The organism is Enterobacter sp. CC120223-11 (assembly GCF_900215375.1).
Taxonomy (GTDB): Bacteria; Pseudomonadota; Gammaproteobacteria; order Enterobacterales; family Enterobacteriaceae; genus Scandinavium.
Genome location: NZ_OBEF01000013.1, coordinates 73,941 through 93,191, shown reverse-complemented (window position 1 = coordinate 93,191; position 19,251 = coordinate 73,941). Strand labels below are relative to the sequence as shown.

The window sequence follows — 19,251 nt, the reverse complement described above, 5'->3', positions numbered from 1 at the left end:
GGGCAGATTGCAGGATGGCGCTGATGCTTATCCGGCCTGCGGCCCGTACCTTGAAACACCGTAGGCCCGGTAAGGCGTAGCCGCCACCGGGCAGGAATGTAACGGGAGGCTTCGGCCTCCTGTTGCTTTTTATCGCGGCTGACACTGTTGCAGGATCGTGTTAAGCAGAGCGGCAGCGGCCGTGGAAAGCTGGCCGTGGGCCGTACGGATCACGCCAATCTGACGCTCAATTACCGGGTTTCCCAGCGGGACGCACACCGCGCCCAGCTCTCCCATTTGTGCTTCGCATAAGGCGGGCACGGCGCTGACGCCAAGCCCGTTTGCCACCATCCTGCCGACGGTGACCAGTTGATGGCTTTCAAACGCGACCTTCAGCGCATGTCCGTGCTGAATCAACGTCTCTTCCAGCAGGATACGCACGGCGGACGGGCGCTGGAGGGTGATGAAATCGGACATCAGCAATTCTCGCCAGGTGACGTGCGGCTTCTGTGCCAGCGGGCTGTGCTGTGGAACAACAGCCACAAAACGATCCACCCCTAATGGCGTAAATTGCAGGCTGGACGATGCCGCAGGCTCGAACGCCACGCCCATTTCCACGCGCCCCTCGCTCACCATTTCAATCACCTGCTCATTGATCACATCATGCACGGTCACGTTCACGCCACGATAGCGGTCGCGAAAGGTTTTCAGCACCGGCGGCAGGGCATTGGCGGCAAAGGAGGGCATCGCCGCCACGGATACTTTCCCGGTTTGCAGGGTAAAGCGCTGGCGCATGGCTTCTTCGGTGTTATCCCAGTCGGCCAGCAGCCGTCGTGCCATCGGGAAAAAGGCATCACCCTCTGCCGTCAGCGCCACGCGTCGGGTGGTTCGGGTGAACAGCATTCCGCCGAGGGCATCTTCCAGACTGTGGATAGCAAGGCTCAGGGCAGGCTGCGACATATTCAGTTTTTCACTCGCCAGAGCAAAGTTCAGAGTGTGAGCTACCGCTAAAAACGCGCGTAACTGTTTGATGCTCATTTTCATTTTTGTTTTTCTTAACGATATGAAAACATTGATTTAACAATTTATTGATTTAGAAAACTCATCAATCGCTCACAAATTCAAAATTAACAGATGAGTTCCTGCCCGTGATGATGCCTCCACCATAAAAGGAGGGCAGGCAATGGCAGGACTGGATAAACGCGTTGGCAGCTACGCCGAAGCGCTGGAAGGCATTACCGATGGCATGACCGTACTGGCAGGCGGGTTTGGCCTCTGCGGTATACCGGAAAACCTGATTGCAGAAATTCGTCGCCGTGCGGTGAAGAATTTGACCGTAGTTTCCAATAACTGCGGCGTGGACGGTTTCGGTCTGGGGTTGCTGCTGGAAACAAGGCAAATCAAAAAGGTGATCGCCTCTTATGTTGGCGAAAACGCGCTGTTCGAACAACAGGTGATCTCCGGTGAGCTGGAAGCAGAGCTCACCCCGCAGGGAACGCTGGCGGAAAAGCTGCGGGCGGGTGGGGCAGGCATTCCGGCGTTTTACACCGCCACCGGCTACGGCACGCCTGTCGCCGAAGGTAAAGAGGTACGCGACTTTGACGGTCGGCCTTATATCCTGGAGCAGGCTTTACGCGGCGACTTCGCCATTGTGAAGGGCTGGAAAGCGGACTGGTACGGCAACGTTATCTATCGCCACACGGCACAAAACTTCAACCCGCTGATGGCCTGCGCCGGGCGCATCACCGTGGTGGAAGTGGAAGAGATAGTACCTCCGGGCGAGCTAGACCCGGCCGCCATTCATACCCCGGGTATCTACGTCGATCGCCTCATTCAGGGGCATTTCGAAAAACGCATTGAACAGCGCACGCTGCGCACATAAGGAGCCAGGATGTTGACTCGTGAACAGATGGCGCAGCGTGTGGCACGCGAACTGCGCGACGGCTATTACGTCAATCTTGGCATCGGTATTCCGACGCTGGTGGCCAACTACGTACCAGACGGTATGGACGTGATGCTGCAATCCGAAAATGGCCTGCTCGGGATGGGGAGCTTTCCCACCGAAGCCGAGCTGGATGCCGACATGATCAACGCCGGAAAGCAGACCGTCACCGCTCGCCCCGGAGCTGCCATTTTTAACTCCGCCGACTCCTTCGCCATGATCCGCGGTGGTCACGTGGACCTTACCGTGCTCGGCGCGTTCGAGGTGGACGTTGAGGGCAATATCGCCTCATGGATGATCCCGGGAAAGATGGTGAAAGGGATGGGCGGGGCGATGGATCTTGTCGCGGGCGCGGAAAATATCATCGTGGTTATGACCCACGCGGCGCGCAACGGAGAGTCCAAGCTGCTTTCGCGCTGCACGCTGCCGCTGACGGGGGCGGGCTGCATTCGCCAGGTGCTCACCGATCTGGCGTGGCTTGAGATTCGTGACGGTGCATTTGTACTGAAAGAGCGTGCGCCTGGCGTCAGCGTCGAGGAGATCGTCAGCAAAACAGCCGGGCGGCTGGTCGTGCCTGACCACGTGCCGGAGATGCAGTTTGGTGAGGAGAGTCATTATGCATAACGTCGTCATCGTGGCTGCCACGCGCACGCCGATTGGCGCTTTTCAGGGCAGCCTTTCGCTGCTGGCGGCCAATGAGCTTGGGGCTATTGTGATTGGCGAACTGCTCAAAAAAACGGGCCTTGATACCTCGCTTGTAGACAGCGTGCTGATGGGGCAGGTGTTAACCGCGGGCTGCGGGCAAAATCCGGCTCGTCAGAGCGCTATTAAAGCAGGTCTGCCAGTCACAACGCCCGCTATGACGCTGAATCTGGTTTGCGGTTCAGGATTGCAGGCGGTCATTGAAGGGGCCCGTGCCATCGCGCTCGGTGATGCTCGTGTGGTGATTGCCGGGGGCCAGGAGAGTATGAGCAATGCGCCATACCTCCTGCCAGGCGCCCGTTCCGGGCTGCGGGCCGGGCATCGACAGATTCAGGACAGCATGATTCAGGATGGACTGTGGGATGCCTTTCACGATTACCACATGGGCATCACTGCTGAAAACCTGGCCTCGCGCTACTCGGTGAGCCGGGAACAGCAGGACGCCTTTGCCGTTGCCTCGCAGCAAAAAGCGGCTGCCGCACAGGAGGCCGGTCGCTTCAGCGCAGAAATCACGCCGGTCACTGTGCCTGTCGGAAAGGGCAAAACGCGAGTGATCGACGCCGACGAACAGCCGCGTAAAGAAACCACCCAGGAGAGCCTGGCGGTGCTGCGCCCGGCCTTTTTACCGCAGGGTGGAACGGTCACGGCCGGGAATGCCTCGACTCTCAACGACGGGGCCGCGGCGGTGATGCTGATGAGTGAAGATTTGGCTCGCGAGATGAAATTACCGGTGCTGGCGCGCATCGCGGGATATGCCAGTGCAGGCGTCGATCCGCAAATTATGGGCTTTGGCCCAGTGCCTGCCACGCAGGCTTGTCTGGCGAAAGCGGGCTGGAATATCGATGAACTCGATCTGGTGGAAGGCAACGAAGCCTTTGCCGTGCAGGCGCTGGTGGTGTTGCAAAGTCTTGGGCTGGATCCGCAGCGGGTAAACGTCAACGGCGGGGCGATCGCGCTTGGGCATCCGATTGGCGCTTCCGGCTCCCGCATTCTGGTCTCGCTGCTGTATGAAATGCAGCGCCGGGAGGCTCAGAAGGGGCTGGCGACGCTGTGCGTCGGTGGCGGAATGGGCGTGGCGATGGCCATCGAAAGAGGAGGGAACTGATGCAGCATCGTTACTGTGTGATTGGCGCAGGCCTGATGGGCGTGGGGATTGCCACCGCTTTTGCCCGCGCGGGGAAATCCGTATTGCTGCTCGATAACGACCTGGCCCGGCTGGCGGCGGTGAACACAACGGCGGCGGCCATCCTGGATGAGCTGAGCGATGCGGGCCAGTTTGAACCGAAGAACAAGGCCTCCGTGCTGGCCCGAATCGAAACAACGTCCTTCATGGACAGCCTGCGCGATTGTGAACTGATCGTCGAAGCGATTCCTGAGCAGCTCGAACTCAAGCACAAGCTTTACGCGATGCTGGAAGACTGCGTTTCGCCGCAGACGATTATTGCCAGCAACACCAGCGGCCTGCTGCCCGACAGGCTGGCAGAAAATATGCGTCATCCTGAACGCCTGCTGATCGCCCACTTCTGGCATCCGCCGCACTTTATTCCACTGGTGGAATTGGTACCCGGCAGCGCGACCGTCCCGGCTTACCTCGAGGGGCTCCAGACGCTGTTCAGCGAAATGGGCCTTGAAGCCGTGCGCCTGAATCGGGCCGCGCCGGGGTTTATTGGCAACCGGCTGCAGTTTGCGCTTCTGCGTGAAGCACTGCACATCGTCGGGAGCGGGATCGCCACGGCCGAGGAGGTCGATCGCGTGATGCGTGCTTCGCTTGGGCGTCGCTACGGCATGGTGGGCCCGCTGGAGGCCGCCGACATGACTGGACTGAATACCGTTGCCGATATTTGTGCCCACCTGCTGCCGGAACTCGCCAGCGGCGAAGAGATGATGGCGCTGGTTCGCGACAAGGTGGCGGCAGGCCAGACCGGTGAACGCAGCGGGCAGGGATTTTATCAATGGGATGAGGCGCGCAGGGAACGCATTCGTGAGCGACGGGTCTGGCAAATGCGCCACGCCCTGAAGCCGTAGTCACTTTATCTGTACCCACAATGACAATAATTCTGGAGTGATGATGAGCGTATTGATTGCCCTGGCCGCACTGGCCCTGCTGATGCTGGCCGCCTATCGCGGCTACAGCGTGATACTGTTTGCCCCGATAGCGGCGCTGGGTGCGGTGCTGCTGACCGAACCGAGCGCTGTGGCCCCGGCGTTCACCGGCCTGTTTATGGAAAAAATGGTCGGCTTTGTGAAACTCTACTTCCCGGTGTTTCTGCTGGGCGCGATTTTTGGCAAGCTGATTGAGCTGTCAGGCTTTTCCCGCTCGATTGTGGCCGCCGCCATCCGCATTCTCGGGCGCCGTCACGCGATTCCTGTGATCGTACTGGTTTGCGCGCTGCTGACCTATGGCGGAGTGTCGCTGTTCGTGGTGGCCTTTGCCGTCTATCCCTTTGCCGCCGAGCTGTTCCGCCAGAGCGGCATCCCGAAGCGCCTGATTCCGGCGACGGTCGCGCTGGGCGCATTCTCTTTCACCATGGACGCGCTGCCGGGCACGCCGCAAATCCAGAACATCATTCCTACCAGCTTCTTTGGCACTAACGCCTGGGCCGCGCCGTGGCTGGGGCTGATTGGTTCGCTGTTTATCATCGCCGTTGGGCTTTTTTACCTCGACGTGCAGCGCCGTAAAGCGCTGTCGCGCGGAGAAGGCTATGGCACGGATCTGCAAAACGAACCGGAAACCCCAGATAACATTGCTCTGCCCAACCCGCTGTTGGCCATTGCGCCGCTGATCCTGGTGGGGCTGTTTAACCTGCTGTTCACGCGCTGGATCCCCGAGTGGTACGGCGCGTCACATCAACTGGTGCTGCCGGGTCTTGCGGCACCCATTGACACTGACGTGAAAAAAATCACCGCGATTTGGGCCGTGGAAGCGGCTCTGGTCATCGGCATTCTGGTCGTGCTGATTGGCGGTTTTCGTCAAATTCGTGGGCGCATGGCCGAGGGGAGCCGAACGGCGGTGTCCGGGGCCATTCTGGCGGCAATGAACACAGCATCCGAGTATGGCTTTGGCGCGGTGATTGCGGCGCTGCCGGGTTTCCTGGTGCTGTCGAAGGGACTCGCGGCTATCCCTAACCCGCTACTGAACGAAGCGATCAGCGTCACCACGCTTGCGGGGATCACGGGGTCCGCCTCTGGCGGGATGAGCATCGCGCTGGCGGCCATGTCCGATACGTTTATCGCCGCTGCCCACGCCGCCAATATTCCGCTTGAGGTGCTGCACCGCGTAGCGTCGATGGCGAGCGGTGGCATGGACACGCTGCCGCACAACGGCGCGGTCATTACTCTGCTCGCCATCACGGGTCTGAGCCATCGCCAGGCCTACGGCGGTATCTTTGCTATCACCCTGATTAAAAGTCTGGCGGTGCTGTTCGTGATTGCCGTCTACTACACCACCGGGATCGTTTAAGGAGATTTCACATGCTGAAAGGCAAAACTGCGCTGGTGACTGGCTCTACCAGCGGGATTGGATTAGGGATCGCGATTGCGCTGGCAAAACAGGGCGCGGCAATTATCCTCAACGGCTTTGGCGACGTGGACGGCGCAAAAGCGCAGCTCGACGGGTTGGGCGTCAGGTATGGCTATCATCCTGCGGACTTAAGTTCGGCCGGGCAGATAGAGGAAATGATGGCCTGGGCGCGCGCTGAGTTCGGTGGGGTCGATATTCTGGTGAATAACGCCGGTATCCAGTACGTCGCGCCGGTGGATGAGTTTCCGGTAGATAAATGGAACGCCATTCTCGCCATCAATCTGTCGGCGGTGTTTCACACCACGCGGCTTGCGCTGCCAGGAATGAAGGCGAAAAACTGGGGCCGCATCATTAACATTGCCTCGGTGCATGGCCTGGTGGCCTCAAAGAATAAGGCGGCGTACGTGGCGGCGAAGCACGGCGTGGTGGGCTTCACCAAAACTACCGCGCTGGAGCTGGCGCAAACGGGCATAACCAGCAATGCGCTTTGCCCGGGCTGGGTGTTGACGCCGCTGGTGCAGCAGCAAATTGATGCCCGCATTGCCAAAGGGGAAAGTCCGGATGCCGCCCGCGACAGCCTGCTCGGTGAGAAGCAGCCTTCCGGGGCGTTCGTCACGCCCGAACAGCTTGGCAGCCTGACCTGCTTCCTGTGCAGCGACGCCGCCGAACAGGTTCGCGGTGCCGCCTGGAATATGGACGGCGGCTGGGTCGCGCAGTAATCCTCTTCGTGGGCTAATGCAGCCATTAGCCCACACATTTACCTCCTTTTCCGTCCATTGGCCTTTCCCTTCGCTGGCATTATGTCCTCAGAACTGTATTTGCAGGATGCTGTCTGTGGCAGACGAAAGCGACAACGAAGACAAAACAGAAGCCCCCACACCCCAACGGCTTGAGAAAGCGCGTGAGGAAGGGCAGATCCCGCGATCGCGCGAGCTGACCTCATTTCTCATTTTGCTGGTTGGCGTTTGTGTGCTGTGGTTCGGCGGTGAAGCGCTGGCCCGCAGGCTGGCGGGTCTGCTTTCATCGGGCCTGCATTTTGACCACAGCATCGTCAACGACCCGAACCTGATCCTCGGGCAAATCATTTCCCTGATTAAGCAGGCGATGCTGGCGCTGATGCCGCTGATTGTCGGCGTGGTGATTGTGGCGATCCTCGGCCCGGTGATGCTGGGCGGGCTGGTATTCAGCCCGAAATCGCTCGCGTTTAAATTCGACAAGCTCAACCCGCTGCCGGGAATTGGGCGCATGTTTTCCGCTCAGTCGGCGGCTGAACTGCTGAAGGCTATCCTGAAATCGGTGCTGGTGGGCTGCGTGGCGGGGCTGTTCGTCTGGATCCACTGGCCAGATATGATGCGGCTTATCAGCGAATCGCCGATGACCGCCATGGGCAATGCCCTGAACCTGGTGGGCCTGTGCGCGCTGCTGGTGGCGCTGGGCGTGATCCCGATGGTGGGTTTTGACGTCTTCTTCCAGATTTTCAGCCATATCAAAAAGCTGCGCATGTCCCTGCAGGATATTCGCGATGAATTCAAGCAGAGCGAAGGCGACCCGCACGTGAAAGGGCGCATTCGTCAGATGCAGCGAGCTGCCGCGCGTCGTCGCATGATGGCGGACGTGCCGAAAGCGGATGTGATTGTGATGAACCCGACTCACTACGCGGTGGCGCTGAAGTATGAAGAGAGCAAGATGAGCGCGCCGAAGGTGGTGGCCAAAGGGGCCGGGCTTATCGCGTTAAAAATTCGCGATCTGGGCGAGGAGAACCGCATTCCTGTATTGCAGGCGCCGCCGCTGGCGCGTGCGCTGTATCGCCATGCTGAGATTGGTCAGCAAATTCCCGGCACGCTGTACGCCGCCGTGGCAGAAGTGCTGGCCTGGGTCTGGCAGCTCAAACGCTGGCGTCTGGCGGGCGGTTCGCCGCCGAAAAAACCTGATCATTTACCGGTGCCTGAAGCACTGGATTTTTTGAACGAGACTGACACTGATGGCTAATTTGGTCGCAATGCTGCGCCTGCCCGACAGCTTTAAATCCACCCAATGGCAAGTTCTTGCCGGGCCGGTGCTGATCCTGCTTATCCTCTCGATGATGGTATTGCCGCTGCCGGCATTCGTCCTCGACCTGCTGTTTACCTTTAATATTGCGCTGTCGATCATGGTGCTGCTGGTGGCGATGTTCACCCAGCGCACGCTGGAGTTTGCCGCCTTCCCGACTATTCTGCTGTTCACCACGCTCTTGCGCCTGGCGCTGAACGTGGCGTCGACGCGTATCATCCTGATGGAAGGGCATACCGGGGCCGCCGCGGCGGGGAAGGTGGTGGAAGCCTTTGGTCACTTCCTGGTGGGCGGCAACTTTGCTATCGGCATCGTGGTGTTCGTCATTCTGGTTATCATCAACTTTATGGTTATTACCAAGGGTGCGGGCCGTATCGCCGAAGTGGGCGCGCGCTTTGTGCTGGACGGGATGCCGGGCAAGCAGATGGCAATCGATGCGGACCTCAACGCCGGACTGATTGGCGAAGATGACGCCAAGCGCCGTCGCGCGGAAGTAACCCAGGAAGCGGATTTCTACGGCTCGATGGACGGGGCGAGTAAGTTCGTTCGCGGTGATGCCATCGCCGGGATTTTGATCATGGTGATCAACGTCATCGGCGGCCTGCTGGTGGGCGTGCTGCAACATGATATGGATTTGGGGCACGCCGCAGAGTCTTACACCTTGCTGACCATCGGTGATGGCCTGGTGGCGCAGATCCCGGCGCTGGTGATCTCCACCGCGGCGGGTGTGATCGTGACGCGCGTGGCGACGGATCAGGACGTGGGCGAGCAGATGGTCGGCCAGCTGTTCAGCAACCCTCGCGTTATGCTGCTGAGCGCCGCGGTGCTCGGTTTGCTCGGCCTGGTGCCGGGCATGCCAAACTTTGTCTTCCTGCTGTTTACCGCCGCGCTGCTGGGCCTGGCCTGGTGGCTGCGCGGGCGTGAGCAGAAAGCACCTGCGGAAGCCGCTCCGGTGCGCACGCAGGAAAACCCACAGGCTGTAGAAGCCACGTGGAGTGACGTGCAGCTGGAGGACACGCTGGGCATGGAGGTGGGCTATCGGCTGATCCCGATGGTGGATTCCCTGCAGGACGGCGAGCTGCTGGGGCGCATTCGCTCCATTCGTAAAAAGTTTGCTCAGGAGATGGGCTTCCTGCCGCCGGTCGTTCACATCCGCGACAATATGGATCTCCCTCCGGCGCGTTACCGTATTCTGCTCAAGGGCGTGGACATCGGCAGCGGCGACGCTTATCCGGGGCGCTGGCTGGCGATTAACCCTGGCACTGCCGCAGGCACGCTGCCGGGTGAGCCGACGGTCGATCCGGCCTTCGGGCTGGCGGCCATCTGGATTGAGAGCGCGCTGAAAGAGCAGGCGCAAATCCAGGGCTTCACGGTGGTGGAGGCCAGTACCGTGGTTGCCACGCACCTCAACCATCTGATAAGCCTGCACTCGGCGGAACTCTTCGGGCGTCAGGAGGCGCAACAGCTGCTCGACAGGGTTACCCAGGAGATGCCGAAGCTGACCGAAGACCTGGTGCCGAGCGTGGTGACGCTGACCACGTTGCACAAGGTGTTGCAGAACCTGCTGGATGAAAAAGTGCCGATCCGCGATATGCGCACCATTCTGGAAACGCTGGCGGAACACGCGCCGGTGCAGACCGATCCGCATGAGCTGACTAACGTGGTGCGCGTGGCGCTTGGCCGCGCAATCACTCAGCAGTGGTTCCCCGGCAACGGTGAGGTGCAGGTTATCGGGCTGGATACGCCGCTCGAACGCCTGCTGCTTCAGGCGCTGCAAAACGGCGGTGGCCTGGAACCAGGCCTGGCAGACAGGCTGCTGGCGCAGACTCAGGAAGCGTTATCGCGCCAGGAGATGCTCGGCGCGCCGCCGGTGCTGCTGGTGAATCATGCGCTGCGACCTCTGCTCTCCCGCTTCCTGCGGCGCAATCTGCCCCAACTGGTGGTGCTGTCGAACCTGGAGCTGTCGGACAACCGTCAGATCCGCATGACCGCCACCATCGGAGGTAAATAATGCGTCGTTTACTCTGGCTGCTGCTATTCCCGCTTTGCGCGCAGGCAACAGGTGAGGGCGCCTGGCAGGCCAGTAGCCGCGGCATCATTCTTAGCCATCGTGGCGAATCCATGTCGTCACCGCCGCTGGTGCCTTCTCAGCCCGCCAGCGGCCTGGTGACGATGATTGCCTGGCGCTATACCCTGATCGGCCCGACGCCTGCCGGGCTGCGGGTGCGTTTATGTTCGCAAACCCGCTGCGTGGAGCTGGACGGGCAGAGCGGTAATACGTGGGGGCTCCAGAACATCCCGGCCTCCGAACCGCTGCGCTTTGTCTGGGAAGTACCGGGCGGCGGGAGGCTTATCCCGGCGCTGAATGTGCAAAGCAATCAGGTCATTGTGAACTACCGTTAAGCCTTTCTTATCACCTGCCTGTCGCGGTTATGCAGGCAGGCTCGCAATTTTGACCTCTCCTTTTGAATCAAACGAAACGTTGTTTTATAAATCAGTGAAGCTAATACGCTGACTCTTTGTATTTCTGCCAGCCGTCGTGATGGGCTGGCAAAAATGAAAAGGTTTCACCGCAGGCATCGCTCTACTGTAGCCGTGTAAGGACATCCTCAGCGCTGATGAGGCGGGCTTTCCTGATAAAAACACGGGAATTACGGCACATGAAAACACGTAAGATCGGATTAGCAAATTATCTTGCCTACGGGTCGGGCGATTTCCTCGGGGCAGGAACCACTGCGCTGACCGCCGCCTGGCTTTTGTACTTCTACACGACCTTCTGCGGACTCACGCCCATCGAGGCGACCTTTATCTTTGCCTCCGCCAGGGTGCTGGATGCGGTGGTCAGCCCGCTAATGGGATTCCTCACGGATAACTTCGGCTCCACCCGGCTTGGCAAACGCTTCGGTCGACGTAAGTTCTTTATCCTGCTCGGCATTCCCTGCGTGTTCAGCTACTCCTTTATGTGGGTCGGCGATATGGGATTCTGGTACTACCTGCTGACTTACCTGGTGTTTGACATCGTCTACACCATGATTCTGGTGCCGTACGAAACGCTGGTGCCGGAGATGACTGACGACTTCAAACAGAAAACCAAATTCTCCGGCGCGCGCATTTCGATGGCGCAAATGTCGGCGATTCTGGCCTCCTTCCTGCCGGGCATCCTGCTGACGCAGTTTGGCAAGGACAACGCCATCTCTTTCTTCTATGCAAGCCTGGTGTTCTCCGTGCTCTGCGCGCTGATGCTGACCTTCGTCTGGTTCTTCACCTGGGAACGCCCGCGTGAAGAGTGGAGCGAAGCCGCGCTGCGTGCCGAAGAAGAGAAGAAAAGGCTGAGCCTTGCGCAGAGCCTGAACCGGCTGATTATTGAGCTGACCTCGACGCTGCGCATCAAAATCTTCCGTCAGCATCTGGGCATGTATCTCGGTGGTTACATCGCCCAGGACGTATTCAACGCGGTGTTCACCTATTACGTGGTGTTCGTGCTGATGCAGGAGGCTTCTTTTGCCTCGAATCTGATGGGCACGATGGCGATTTTCCAGTTCATTGCGGTGCTGGCGATGATGCCGCTGTGTATCCGCTTCGGGCCTGCGCCGTCGTACCGGATGGTGGTGGTGCTGTTTGGTCTGAGCTCGCTCTCCTACGCCATCCTCTACTATGCGGGCCTCAGCGATATCTGGTCGCTGATGCTGATGGTTTCCGCGATTGCGGGCCTGGGGCGTGGCGGCATCAATTACGTGCCGTGGAACACCTACACCTATATTGCCGACGTGGATGAAGTGATCACCGGCCAGCGCCGCGAAGGGATTTTCGCCGGGATCATGACGCTCACCCGCAAGGCCTCACAGGCCGGGGCCATCATGCTGGTGGGGATCGTCATGCAGATGTCCGGCTTTGTCTCCGGGCAGAAAACGCAGCCTGCAGAGGTGAGCCACACCATTCTGATGATCCTGAGCTTTGGCACCATCGCGGTCCTGATTTGCGGCTTCCTGGTGTCGCTGCGCTTTAAGCTCAATCTGCAAACCCACAGCGTGCTGCGTGAAGAGACCGCCAAAATGCGCGAGTCCGGGCATGCCTTTGCCGAAGCGGCCACGCCGGAAGCGAGAGCCACGGTGGAGATGCTCGCTGGCATGCCGTTCGACTCGCTGTGGGGCAATAACAATATAGGTTATCTGAATCGCAACAAGCCTGCGGCCCCAACGCTGAAGCAGGGTACGCCACTCAATTCGACGTATAACAGAGGTTAATGAAATGAAAGTCTGGCCTGTCAAACATAGCCCATTGCTGTGTCAGCCGGAGCGCTTTATCGCCCGGGACGAACTGAAGGCATTGATCGAGAAAGTGACGCACAGTCTGGTCAACATCAAGGATGAAAGCGGCGCGTTTCTGCTGCGCCTCGACGACGGGCGGGTGATCGACACCAAAGGCTGGGCGGGGTGGGAGTGGACCCACGGCGTCGGCCTCTACGGCATTCATCAGTATTTTCAGCAAACCGGTAACCCGCAGATGCGCGACATCATCGACGGCTGGTTTGCCGACCGTTTCGCCGAAGGGGCCACCACCAAAAACGTCAATACCATGGCGCCCTTCCTGACGCTGGCATACCGCTACGAAGAGACAAAAAATCCGCAGTATCTGCCGTGGCTTGAAAGCTGGGCAGAGTGGGCGATGCACGACATGCCGCGCACCGAACATGGCGGCATGCAGCACATCACGCTGGCGGAAGAGAATCACCAGCAGATGTGGGACGACACGCTGATGATGACGGTGCTGCCGCTGGCGAAAATCGGCAAGCTGCTGAACAGGCCTGAATACGTGGAAGAAGCGGTCTATCAGTTCCTGCTGCACGTGCAAAACCTGATGGACCGGCAGACCGGGCTGTGGTTCCACGGCTGGAGCTATGACGGAAAGCATAACTTTGCCAATGCGCGCTGGGCGCGGGGCAACAGCTGGCTGACCATCGTGATCCCGGACTTCCTCGAACTGGTGGATTTGCCGGAAAACAACGCTGTGCGCCGTTACCTGGTGCAGGTGCTGAATGCGCAAATCGCCGCGCTGGCGAAATGTCAGGACGACAGCGGCCTGTGGCATACGCTGCTCGACGATCCGCATTCGTATCTTGAAGCCTCGGCAACCGCAGGGTTCGCCTATGGCATTCTGAAAGCGGTACGTAAGCGCTATGTCTCTTCGGAGTACGCTGAGGTTGCCGAGAAAGCGATCCGCGGCATTGTGGCGAATATTTCGCCGGAAGGGGAGTTGTTACAGACTTCGTTCGGCACAGGGATGGGCAGCAATCTGGAGTTTTACCGCCAGATCCCGCTGACCTCGATGCCGTATGGCCAGGCGATGGCGATTTTGTGTCTGACGGAGTATTTGCGGAAGTACTTCTGATAATAAAAAACCGGCAATAATTGCCGGTTTTTTTATGGACTATTTTGGCGCTTACATACGCTCTACGGTTTCGATGCCGAGGGTATCCAGACCGAGCTTCAGCGTTTTCGCCGTCAGCAGCGCCAGCTTCAGGCGGCTGTTGCGCACCTGTTCGCTTTCCGCGCTCAGGATTGGGCAGTGTTCGTAGAAGCCGGAGAAAAGGCCAGCCAGATCGTACAGGTACGCACACATCACATGCGGCGTGCCTTCACGAGCAACTACGTTCAGGGTTTCTTCGAACTGCAGCAGGCGGGCAGCCAGCTGGGCTTCGCGATCTTCGTTGATAACCACTTCGGCATTGATGATGGCGCTTTCATCCAGCTCCGCTTTACGGAACACGGACAGCACGCGGGTGTAGGCATACTGCATGTACGGCGCGGTATTGCCTTCGAACGCCAGCATGTTGTCCCAGTCGAACACGTAGTCGGTGGTGCGGTTTTTGGAGAGATCCGCGTATTTCACCGCGCCGATACCCACTGTGTTCGCCAGTTTTTCCAGCTCATCTTCAGGCATGTCCGGGTTCTTTTCGGCAACCAGTTTACGGGCACGTTCGAGCGCTTCGTCCAGCAGATCGGCAAGCTTCACGGTGCCACCTGCGCGCGTTTTGAACGGCTTGCCGTCTTTGCCCAGCATCATGCCGAACATGTGGTGCTCCAGCGGCACGCTGTCCGGTACGTAACCGGCTTTGCGCACGATGGTCCAGGCCTGCATCAGATGCTGGTGCTGGCGGGAATCGATGTAATAGAGCACGCGGTCGGCGTGCAGGTTTTCATAGCGATATTTCGCGCAGGCGATATCGGTGGTGGTGTAAAGGTAGCCGCCATCCTTTTTCTGGATGATGACGCCCATCGGGTCGCCGTCCTTGTTTTTGTACTCATCAAGGAACACCACGGTCGCGCCTTCGCTTTCGGTCGCCAGACCTTTGGCCTTCAGATCGGCCACAATGCCCGGCAGCATTGGGTTGTACAGGCTTTCACCCATCACATCGTCACGGGTCAGGGTGACGTTCAGGCGATCGTAGGTGATCTGGTTCTGCTTCATGGTGATGTCGACCAGCTTGCGCCACATCTCGAGGAAGTATGCGTCGCCACCCTGCAGTTTCACCACGTAGTTACGGGCGCGCTCGGCAAAGACTTCGTCTTCGTCGTAGTGCTTCTTCGCGTCACGATAGAAGCCTTCGAGATCGGCCAGCGCCATTTCACCGGCGTTGTCCTGCTGCTGTTTTTCCAGGTAGGCGATCAGCATGCCGAACTGGGTACCCCAGTCGCCAACGTGGTTGGCGCGGATAACTTTATGGCCGAGGAACTCCTGAGTACGGACGGCAGCGTCGCCAATGATGGTGGAGCGCAGGTGACCGACGTGCATCTCTTTGGCCACGTTCGGCGCAGAGTAGTCGATAACGATGGTCTGGGCTTCAGGCTTCGCCACGCCGAGACGATCGGATTTCAGCGCATCGCTCACGCCCTGCGCCAGAAACGCCGGGTCGAGGAAAATATTGATAAAGCCCGGGCCGGCAATTTCAATCTTGCTGGCTATGCCGCTGAGATCGAGGTGCGTCAGAACCTGCTCTGCAAGCTGTCGGGGTGCCATGCCCAGTTTTTTGGCGACGGCCATCATGCCGTTGGCCTGATAGTCACCGAACTGAACTTTGGCTGACTGGCGAACCTGAGGTTCGCAATCGGCAGGGGCGCCCGCCGCAATCATCGCCTGACTGACTTTTTCTGAGAGAAGAGCCTGAATATTCACCGGAATACCTTACGTTTATGGCGCGGCGAACGTGTTCATGCCGCGCCGAAATGGGGAGAAATTAAGCCCGACAGTATACTGCATTTGCGCCATGCCGTCAGCCCTGGCGCGGTGGGTTAATCAGCAGTTGGTTGCGGCGGGGCAACAGGGTAAATTAGCGGCCTGCAAAAAAGAGCAAAGGTGAACGTGTGAACTGGCAAACCATCGAGGCATTACAGGATATTCAGGCAGATTTGCCGCGTTTTGAACAGGCGCTGGGTGAGCTGGCGGCGCGGCTGGGGCTGGAAACCGGAGAGCTTGCCGCCGACCATATTTCGCTGCGCTGCCATCAGAATACCACCGCAGAGCGCTGGCGCAGCGGCTTTGAACAGTGCGGCGAGTTGCTGTCTGAGAACATCATCAACGGCCGCCCGATTTGCCTGTTCAAACTGCATGAGCCGGTTTGCGTGGCGCACTGGCGGTTCACGGTGGTTGAGCTGCCGTGGCCGGGTGAAAAGCGCTACCCGCATGAGGGCTGGGAGCATATCGAAATTGTCCTGCCGGGCGAGCCTGAAACGCTGAACGCCCGCGCGCTGGCGCTGTTGTCTGACGACGGATTAAGCCAGCCGGGTATTTTCGTCAAAACCAGCTCACCAAAAGGCGAACGTGAACGCCTGCCAAACCCGACGCTTGCGGTGACCGACGGCAAAGTGACAATCAAATTCCACCCGTGGTCCATCGAAGAGATTGTTGCCAGCGAAGCAGGCGACACAACAATGTGAGCTTACGCGGCATCTGCGCCATAAGAGTGTGTCATGATGTCGCACCCGATGAAAAAGGAGAAGGTAATGGCTTTGCTGGAAGTGTGCTGTTACAGCATGGAGTGTGCCCGCGAGGCGCAGAACAGAGGTGCTGACAGAATTGAACTCTGTGCCGCGCCGCTGGAAGGGGGCTTAACGCCGTCTCTCGGCGTGCTTAAATCAGTGCGTGCGCAGGTGACGATCCCTGTGCATCCGATTATTCGCCCGCGCGGCGGTGATTTTTGCTACACCGACGGCGAGTTTGCCGCGATGCTGGAAGATGTGCGAACCGTGCGTGAACTCGGGTTCCCTGGGCTGGTTATCGGTATTCTCGACCCTCAGGGCAACGTGGATATGCCGCGTATGCGTCAGGTGATGGAAGCCGCAGGCAATCTGGATGTTACTTTCCATCGTGCGTTTGATATGTGTGCCGACGCAGGGCAGGCCTTTGATAATCTTGCCGAACTCGGCGTGGCGCGCGTGCTGACTTCCGGGCAACAGCCGTCGGCGGAAAAAGGTCTTTCACTTCTTAGGGAACTTATTGCCAAGGGCGATGCTCCAATCATTATGGCGGGTGCAGGCGTGAGGGCGAACAACTTGGCGTTGTTCCTGGAGGCAGGCATCAGCGAGCTTCACAGCTCGGCCGGGCAGTGGATACCTTCGGTGATGGAGTATCGCAATCCGGGGTTATCCATGTCGACGGACCCGACGGCAGATGAGTATTCGCGATACGCCGTCAACGGCGAATCGGTAGCGGAGATGAAGGCGATCGTTGACCGTTACAGACCACAGTGATTTTTACCGTGCATCATGTCGCCCAATGTGATGCGTATTTGTACCAGGCCCCTGCCTTTTAAACAGGGGCCTTTTTTTCGCCGTCATATTTCAGGCTGCAGCTGCGTTGGCAGCCTTATAGAGGCGAATGACTAATGGGCAATTTACGGTTTTTTCGCCACAATCACCGCCCGCAGCGGGGCAGGGTAGCCTTCGATGGTTTTGCTGCTGTCGTTCGGGTCGAGGAAGTCGGCGAGCGACTCGGTGACCATCCACTCGGTGCGGCGCTGCTCTTCGATGCTGGTGACGTTCATGTCCACGATTCGCACGTCAACAAAGCCGCATTTTTCCAGCCACTGCTTCAGCGCCGGGGCAGAAGGAATGAAGTACACGTTGCGCATCTGCGCATAGCGATCGCCCGGCACCAGCACCGTGTTTTCATCGCCCTCAACAACCAGCGTTTCGAGCACCAGTTCCCCTTCGCTGACAAGCTGATCTTTCAGCTGCCACAGGTGTTCCAGCGGCGAGCGGCGGTGATAGAGCACGCCCATCGAGAAGACGGTATCAAACGCGTTGAGCGCAGGCAGTTGCTCGATGCCGAGCGGCAGCAGGTGCGCACGCTGATCGTTACCCAGCAGCTTGCGCACCGCTTCGAACTGGCAAAGGAAAAGCTGCGTCGGGTCGATACCCACCGCGAGCTTCGCGCCAGCGCCAATCATGCGCCACATGTGATAGCCGCTGCCGCAGCCCACATCCAGAATGGTGCGGCCGGTTAAGTCAGACAGGTGCGGAAGCACGCGATCCCATTTCCAGTCGGAGCGCCATTCGGTGTCGATATCCACGCCGTACAGCGAAAACGGCCCTTTGCGCCACGGCATCAGGTTACGCAGCAGCACTTCCATGCGCGTCTTCTGACCTTCGCTTAACGGCGTTTCGCTTTCTGCCGTCACGCTGTGCAGCAAATCCAGCTTCCACGGCTGAATTTCCGGCATAAATTCCACGGCACGGGACCACTGCTTCATCAGGCCGTGAACGCCTTCACGCTGCCAGGCACCAATCTGCGCAGGCAGCGTTTCCAGCCAGCGGGCGAGCAGCGGATCTTTGGCAATCAGCTGATAAAAATTACCGAACTCGATCATTCTTCTGCCCCGGCTTTCAGTGCGATCAGTGAACCAAAGTTAAAGCACTGGAACCACAGTTCGCTGTGGGCAAACCCGGCGGTGTGCAGGCGCGCTTTATGGGTTTCCACCGAATCGGTGAGCATCACATTTTCCAGCATGCTGCGCTTCTGGCTGATCTCCAGCTCGCTGTAGCCGTTCGCGCGTTTGAAGTCGTGGTGCATGTTGAACAGCAGTTCGCCCACGTTTTGATCTTCAAAACTGAATTTCTCCGACAGCACCAGCGCCCCGCCAGGGTTCAGGCCCTGACAGATTTTGGTCAGCAGCGCCTGGCGTTCTGCAGGCTCGAGGAACTGCAGGGTGAAATTGAGTACCACCATCGAGGCGTTCTCAATCTGCACGTCGCGAATATCGCCTTCGATGATTTCTACTGGCGTCGGCGCTTTATAAGCGTCGATATGGCGACGGCAGCGTTCCACCATCGCCGGGGAGTTATCAATGCCGATGATTTTGCAGCCGTCCACGGCGATATTACGACGAATCGACAACGTCGCCGCACCGAGCGAGCAGCCGAGGTCATAAACCTGCGTGTTGGGCTGGACAAAGCGCTCCGCCAGCATGCCAATCATCGAAATGATATTGGAGTAGCCCGGGACGGAACGCTGGATCATGTCGGGGAACACTTCGGCTACCCGTTCATCAAAGGTCCAGTCGCCCAGGCTTGCGATCGGGGCAGAAAAAAGCGTGTCGCGATGGGGCATAACGTGATTCCAGAAAATAAAAAACGGCGTATTGTGCGCTAACGCAGGGAGAAAACCAACTCCCAGGGCAGATACCAGAGGTTTGCCAGCACCATCAGCACCAGCGAGCACCAGGTGGCGCTCATGGCGGAACGCCGCCAGCGAAACAGCCGATGGTGGAAACCGTAATAGTGCATCAGGCGTCCGGCAATCAGCAGCAGCCCGCAGACGTGCACCATCCAGGTTTCCGCGCCGTTCATCTCCATAAACAGCAGCAACAGCAGGCCGATGGGAATATATTCCACCGCGTTGCCGTGAATGCGAATGGCGCTTTGCAGCTCGCTGAAGCCGCCATCACCATAGGCGACGCGATACTGCAGACGCATACGTACCACATCGAAAGAAAACTTAATTAACAGCAACGCACCCAGGACGGCGTAAAGCGCGCTTACCATACAAACTCCCTTTTACCTGG

The 19,251-nt window shown here is 58.8% G+C and carries 18 protein-coding genes; 13 read left to right on the top strand and 5 right to left on the bottom strand.

Going from position 1 to position 19,251, the window contains the following annotated elements; translation table 11 throughout:
- Positions 1-129: 129 nt before the first annotated feature.
- Positions 130-1,023: a LysR family transcriptional regulator gene (locus tag CRO87_RS15580; RefSeq protein ID WP_097163856.1), complete on the bottom strand. Its 894-nt coding sequence runs from the start codon at positions 1,021-1,023 to the stop codon at positions 130-132.
- 139 nt (positions 1,024-1,162) lie between these two features.
- Here CRO87_RS15580 and CRO87_RS15575 point away from each other — a divergent pair, with 139 nt between their 5' ends.
- From CRO87_RS15575 to CRO87_RS15525, 11 genes are all read left to right on the top strand, one after another.
- Entirely contained in the window at positions 1,163-1,861 is a 699-nt protein-coding gene (locus CRO87_RS15575; protein WP_097163855.1) for a CoA transferase subunit A, read from the top strand.
- A 9-nt stretch (positions 1,862-1,870) separates the two neighbouring features.
- A complete protein-coding gene (locus tag CRO87_RS15570) occupies positions 1,871-2,545 on the top strand; it encodes a CoA transferase subunit B (RefSeq protein WP_097163854.1) in 675 nt (224 codons plus the stop codon).
- The gene (locus CRO87_RS15565; RefSeq protein WP_097163853.1) at positions 2,538-3,728 is read left to right on the top strand and encodes an acetyl-CoA C-acetyltransferase; all 1,191 of its coding nucleotides are present in this window, start codon (positions 2,538-2,540) and stop codon (positions 3,726-3,728) included. The genes CRO87_RS15570 and CRO87_RS15565 overlap by 8 nt, the downstream gene beginning before the upstream one ends.
- Positions 3,728-4,648 carry a 3-hydroxyacyl-CoA dehydrogenase family protein gene (locus CRO87_RS15560; RefSeq protein WP_097163852.1) on the top strand — a complete coding sequence of 307 codons (921 nt, stop codon included), beginning with the start codon at positions 3,728-3,730 and terminating at the stop codon, positions 4,646-4,648. Before CRO87_RS15565 ends, CRO87_RS15560 begins: the two co-directional genes overlap by 1 nt.
- Before the next feature lie 40 nt (positions 4,649-4,688).
- Complete coding sequence (locus tag CRO87_RS15555; RefSeq protein ID WP_176504322.1) at positions 4,689-6,083, top strand: GntP family permease; 1,395 nt, start codon at positions 4,689-4,691, stop codon at positions 6,081-6,083.
- Between the two features lie 11 nt (positions 6,084-6,094).
- On the top strand, positions 6,095-6,862 hold the full coding sequence (locus CRO87_RS15550; protein ID WP_097163850.1) for a 3-hydroxybutyrate dehydrogenase: 768 nt from the start codon (positions 6,095-6,097) through the stop codon (positions 6,860-6,862).
- 115 nt (positions 6,863-6,977) lie between these two features.
- Positions 6,978-8,132, top strand: coding sequence for a flagellar biosynthesis protein FlhB (flhB, locus tag CRO87_RS15545; protein WP_097163849.1), 1,155 nt, complete (start codon positions 6,978-6,980; stop codon positions 8,130-8,132).
- On the top strand, positions 8,125-10,203 hold the full coding sequence (flhA, locus tag CRO87_RS15540; RefSeq protein ID WP_097163848.1) for a flagellar biosynthesis protein FlhA: 2,079 nt from the start codon (positions 8,125-8,127) through the stop codon (positions 10,201-10,203). Before flhB ends, flhA begins: the two co-directional genes overlap by 8 nt.
- Entirely contained in the window at positions 10,200-10,595 is a 396-nt protein-coding gene (locus CRO87_RS15535) for a flagellar protein FlhE (RefSeq protein WP_141398708.1), read from the top strand. The genes flhA and CRO87_RS15535 overlap by 4 nt, the downstream gene beginning before the upstream one ends.
- Positions 10,596-10,852: 257 nt before the next feature.
- Positions 10,853-12,436, top strand: a complete 1,584-nt coding sequence (locus CRO87_RS15530; protein ID WP_097163846.1) for an MFS transporter — start codon at positions 10,853-10,855, stop codon at positions 12,434-12,436.
- A 4-nt stretch (positions 12,437-12,440) separates the two neighbouring features.
- Positions 12,441-13,580, top strand: a complete 1,140-nt coding sequence (locus tag CRO87_RS15525; protein WP_097163845.1) for a glycoside hydrolase family 105 protein — start codon at positions 12,441-12,443, stop codon at positions 13,578-13,580.
- A gap of 51 nt (positions 13,581-13,631) precedes the next feature.
- Here the strand turns inward: CRO87_RS15525 and argS are convergent, their stop codons facing one another.
- Positions 13,632-15,365 carry an arginine--tRNA ligase gene (gene argS, locus CRO87_RS15520; RefSeq protein ID WP_097163844.1) on the bottom strand — a complete coding sequence of 578 codons (1,734 nt, stop codon included), beginning with the start codon at positions 15,363-15,365 and terminating at the stop codon, positions 13,632-13,634.
- Between the two features lie 188 nt (positions 15,366-15,553).
- On the opposite strand from argS, the gene CRO87_RS15515 reads away from it, so the two are divergent.
- Both CRO87_RS15515 and cutC read left to right on the top strand, forming a co-directional pair.
- Positions 15,554-16,126: a VOC family protein gene (locus CRO87_RS15515; RefSeq protein ID WP_097163843.1), complete on the top strand. Its 573-nt coding sequence runs from the start codon at positions 15,554-15,556 to the stop codon at positions 16,124-16,126.
- 66 nt (positions 16,127-16,192) lie between these two features.
- Positions 16,193-16,939, top strand: a complete 747-nt coding sequence (gene cutC, locus CRO87_RS15510) for a copper homeostasis protein CutC (protein WP_097163842.1) — start codon at positions 16,193-16,195, stop codon at positions 16,937-16,939.
- A gap of 143 nt (positions 16,940-17,082) precedes the next feature.
- Here cutC and cmoB read toward each other — a convergent pair whose 3' ends face one another.
- Genes cmoB through CRO87_RS15495 form a run of 3 tightly spaced genes read right to left on the bottom strand, consistent with a single transcriptional unit; the run spans position 17,083 to position 19,231 of the window.
- A complete protein-coding gene (gene cmoB, locus CRO87_RS15505) occupies positions 17,083-18,057 on the bottom strand; it encodes a tRNA 5-methoxyuridine(34)/uridine 5-oxyacetic acid(34) synthase CmoB (RefSeq protein ID WP_097163841.1) in 975 nt (324 codons plus the stop codon).
- On the bottom strand, positions 18,054-18,797 hold the full coding sequence (gene cmoA / locus CRO87_RS15500) for a carboxy-S-adenosyl-L-methionine synthase CmoA (RefSeq protein WP_097163840.1): 744 nt from the start codon (positions 18,795-18,797) through the stop codon (positions 18,054-18,056). The genes cmoB and cmoA overlap by 4 nt, the downstream gene beginning before the upstream one ends.
- A 38-nt stretch (positions 18,798-18,835) precedes the next feature.
- Positions 18,836-19,231, bottom strand: coding sequence for an MAPEG family protein (locus CRO87_RS15495; protein WP_097163839.1), 396 nt, complete (start codon positions 19,229-19,231; stop codon positions 18,836-18,838).
- Positions 19,232-19,251 lie beyond the last annotated feature (20 nt).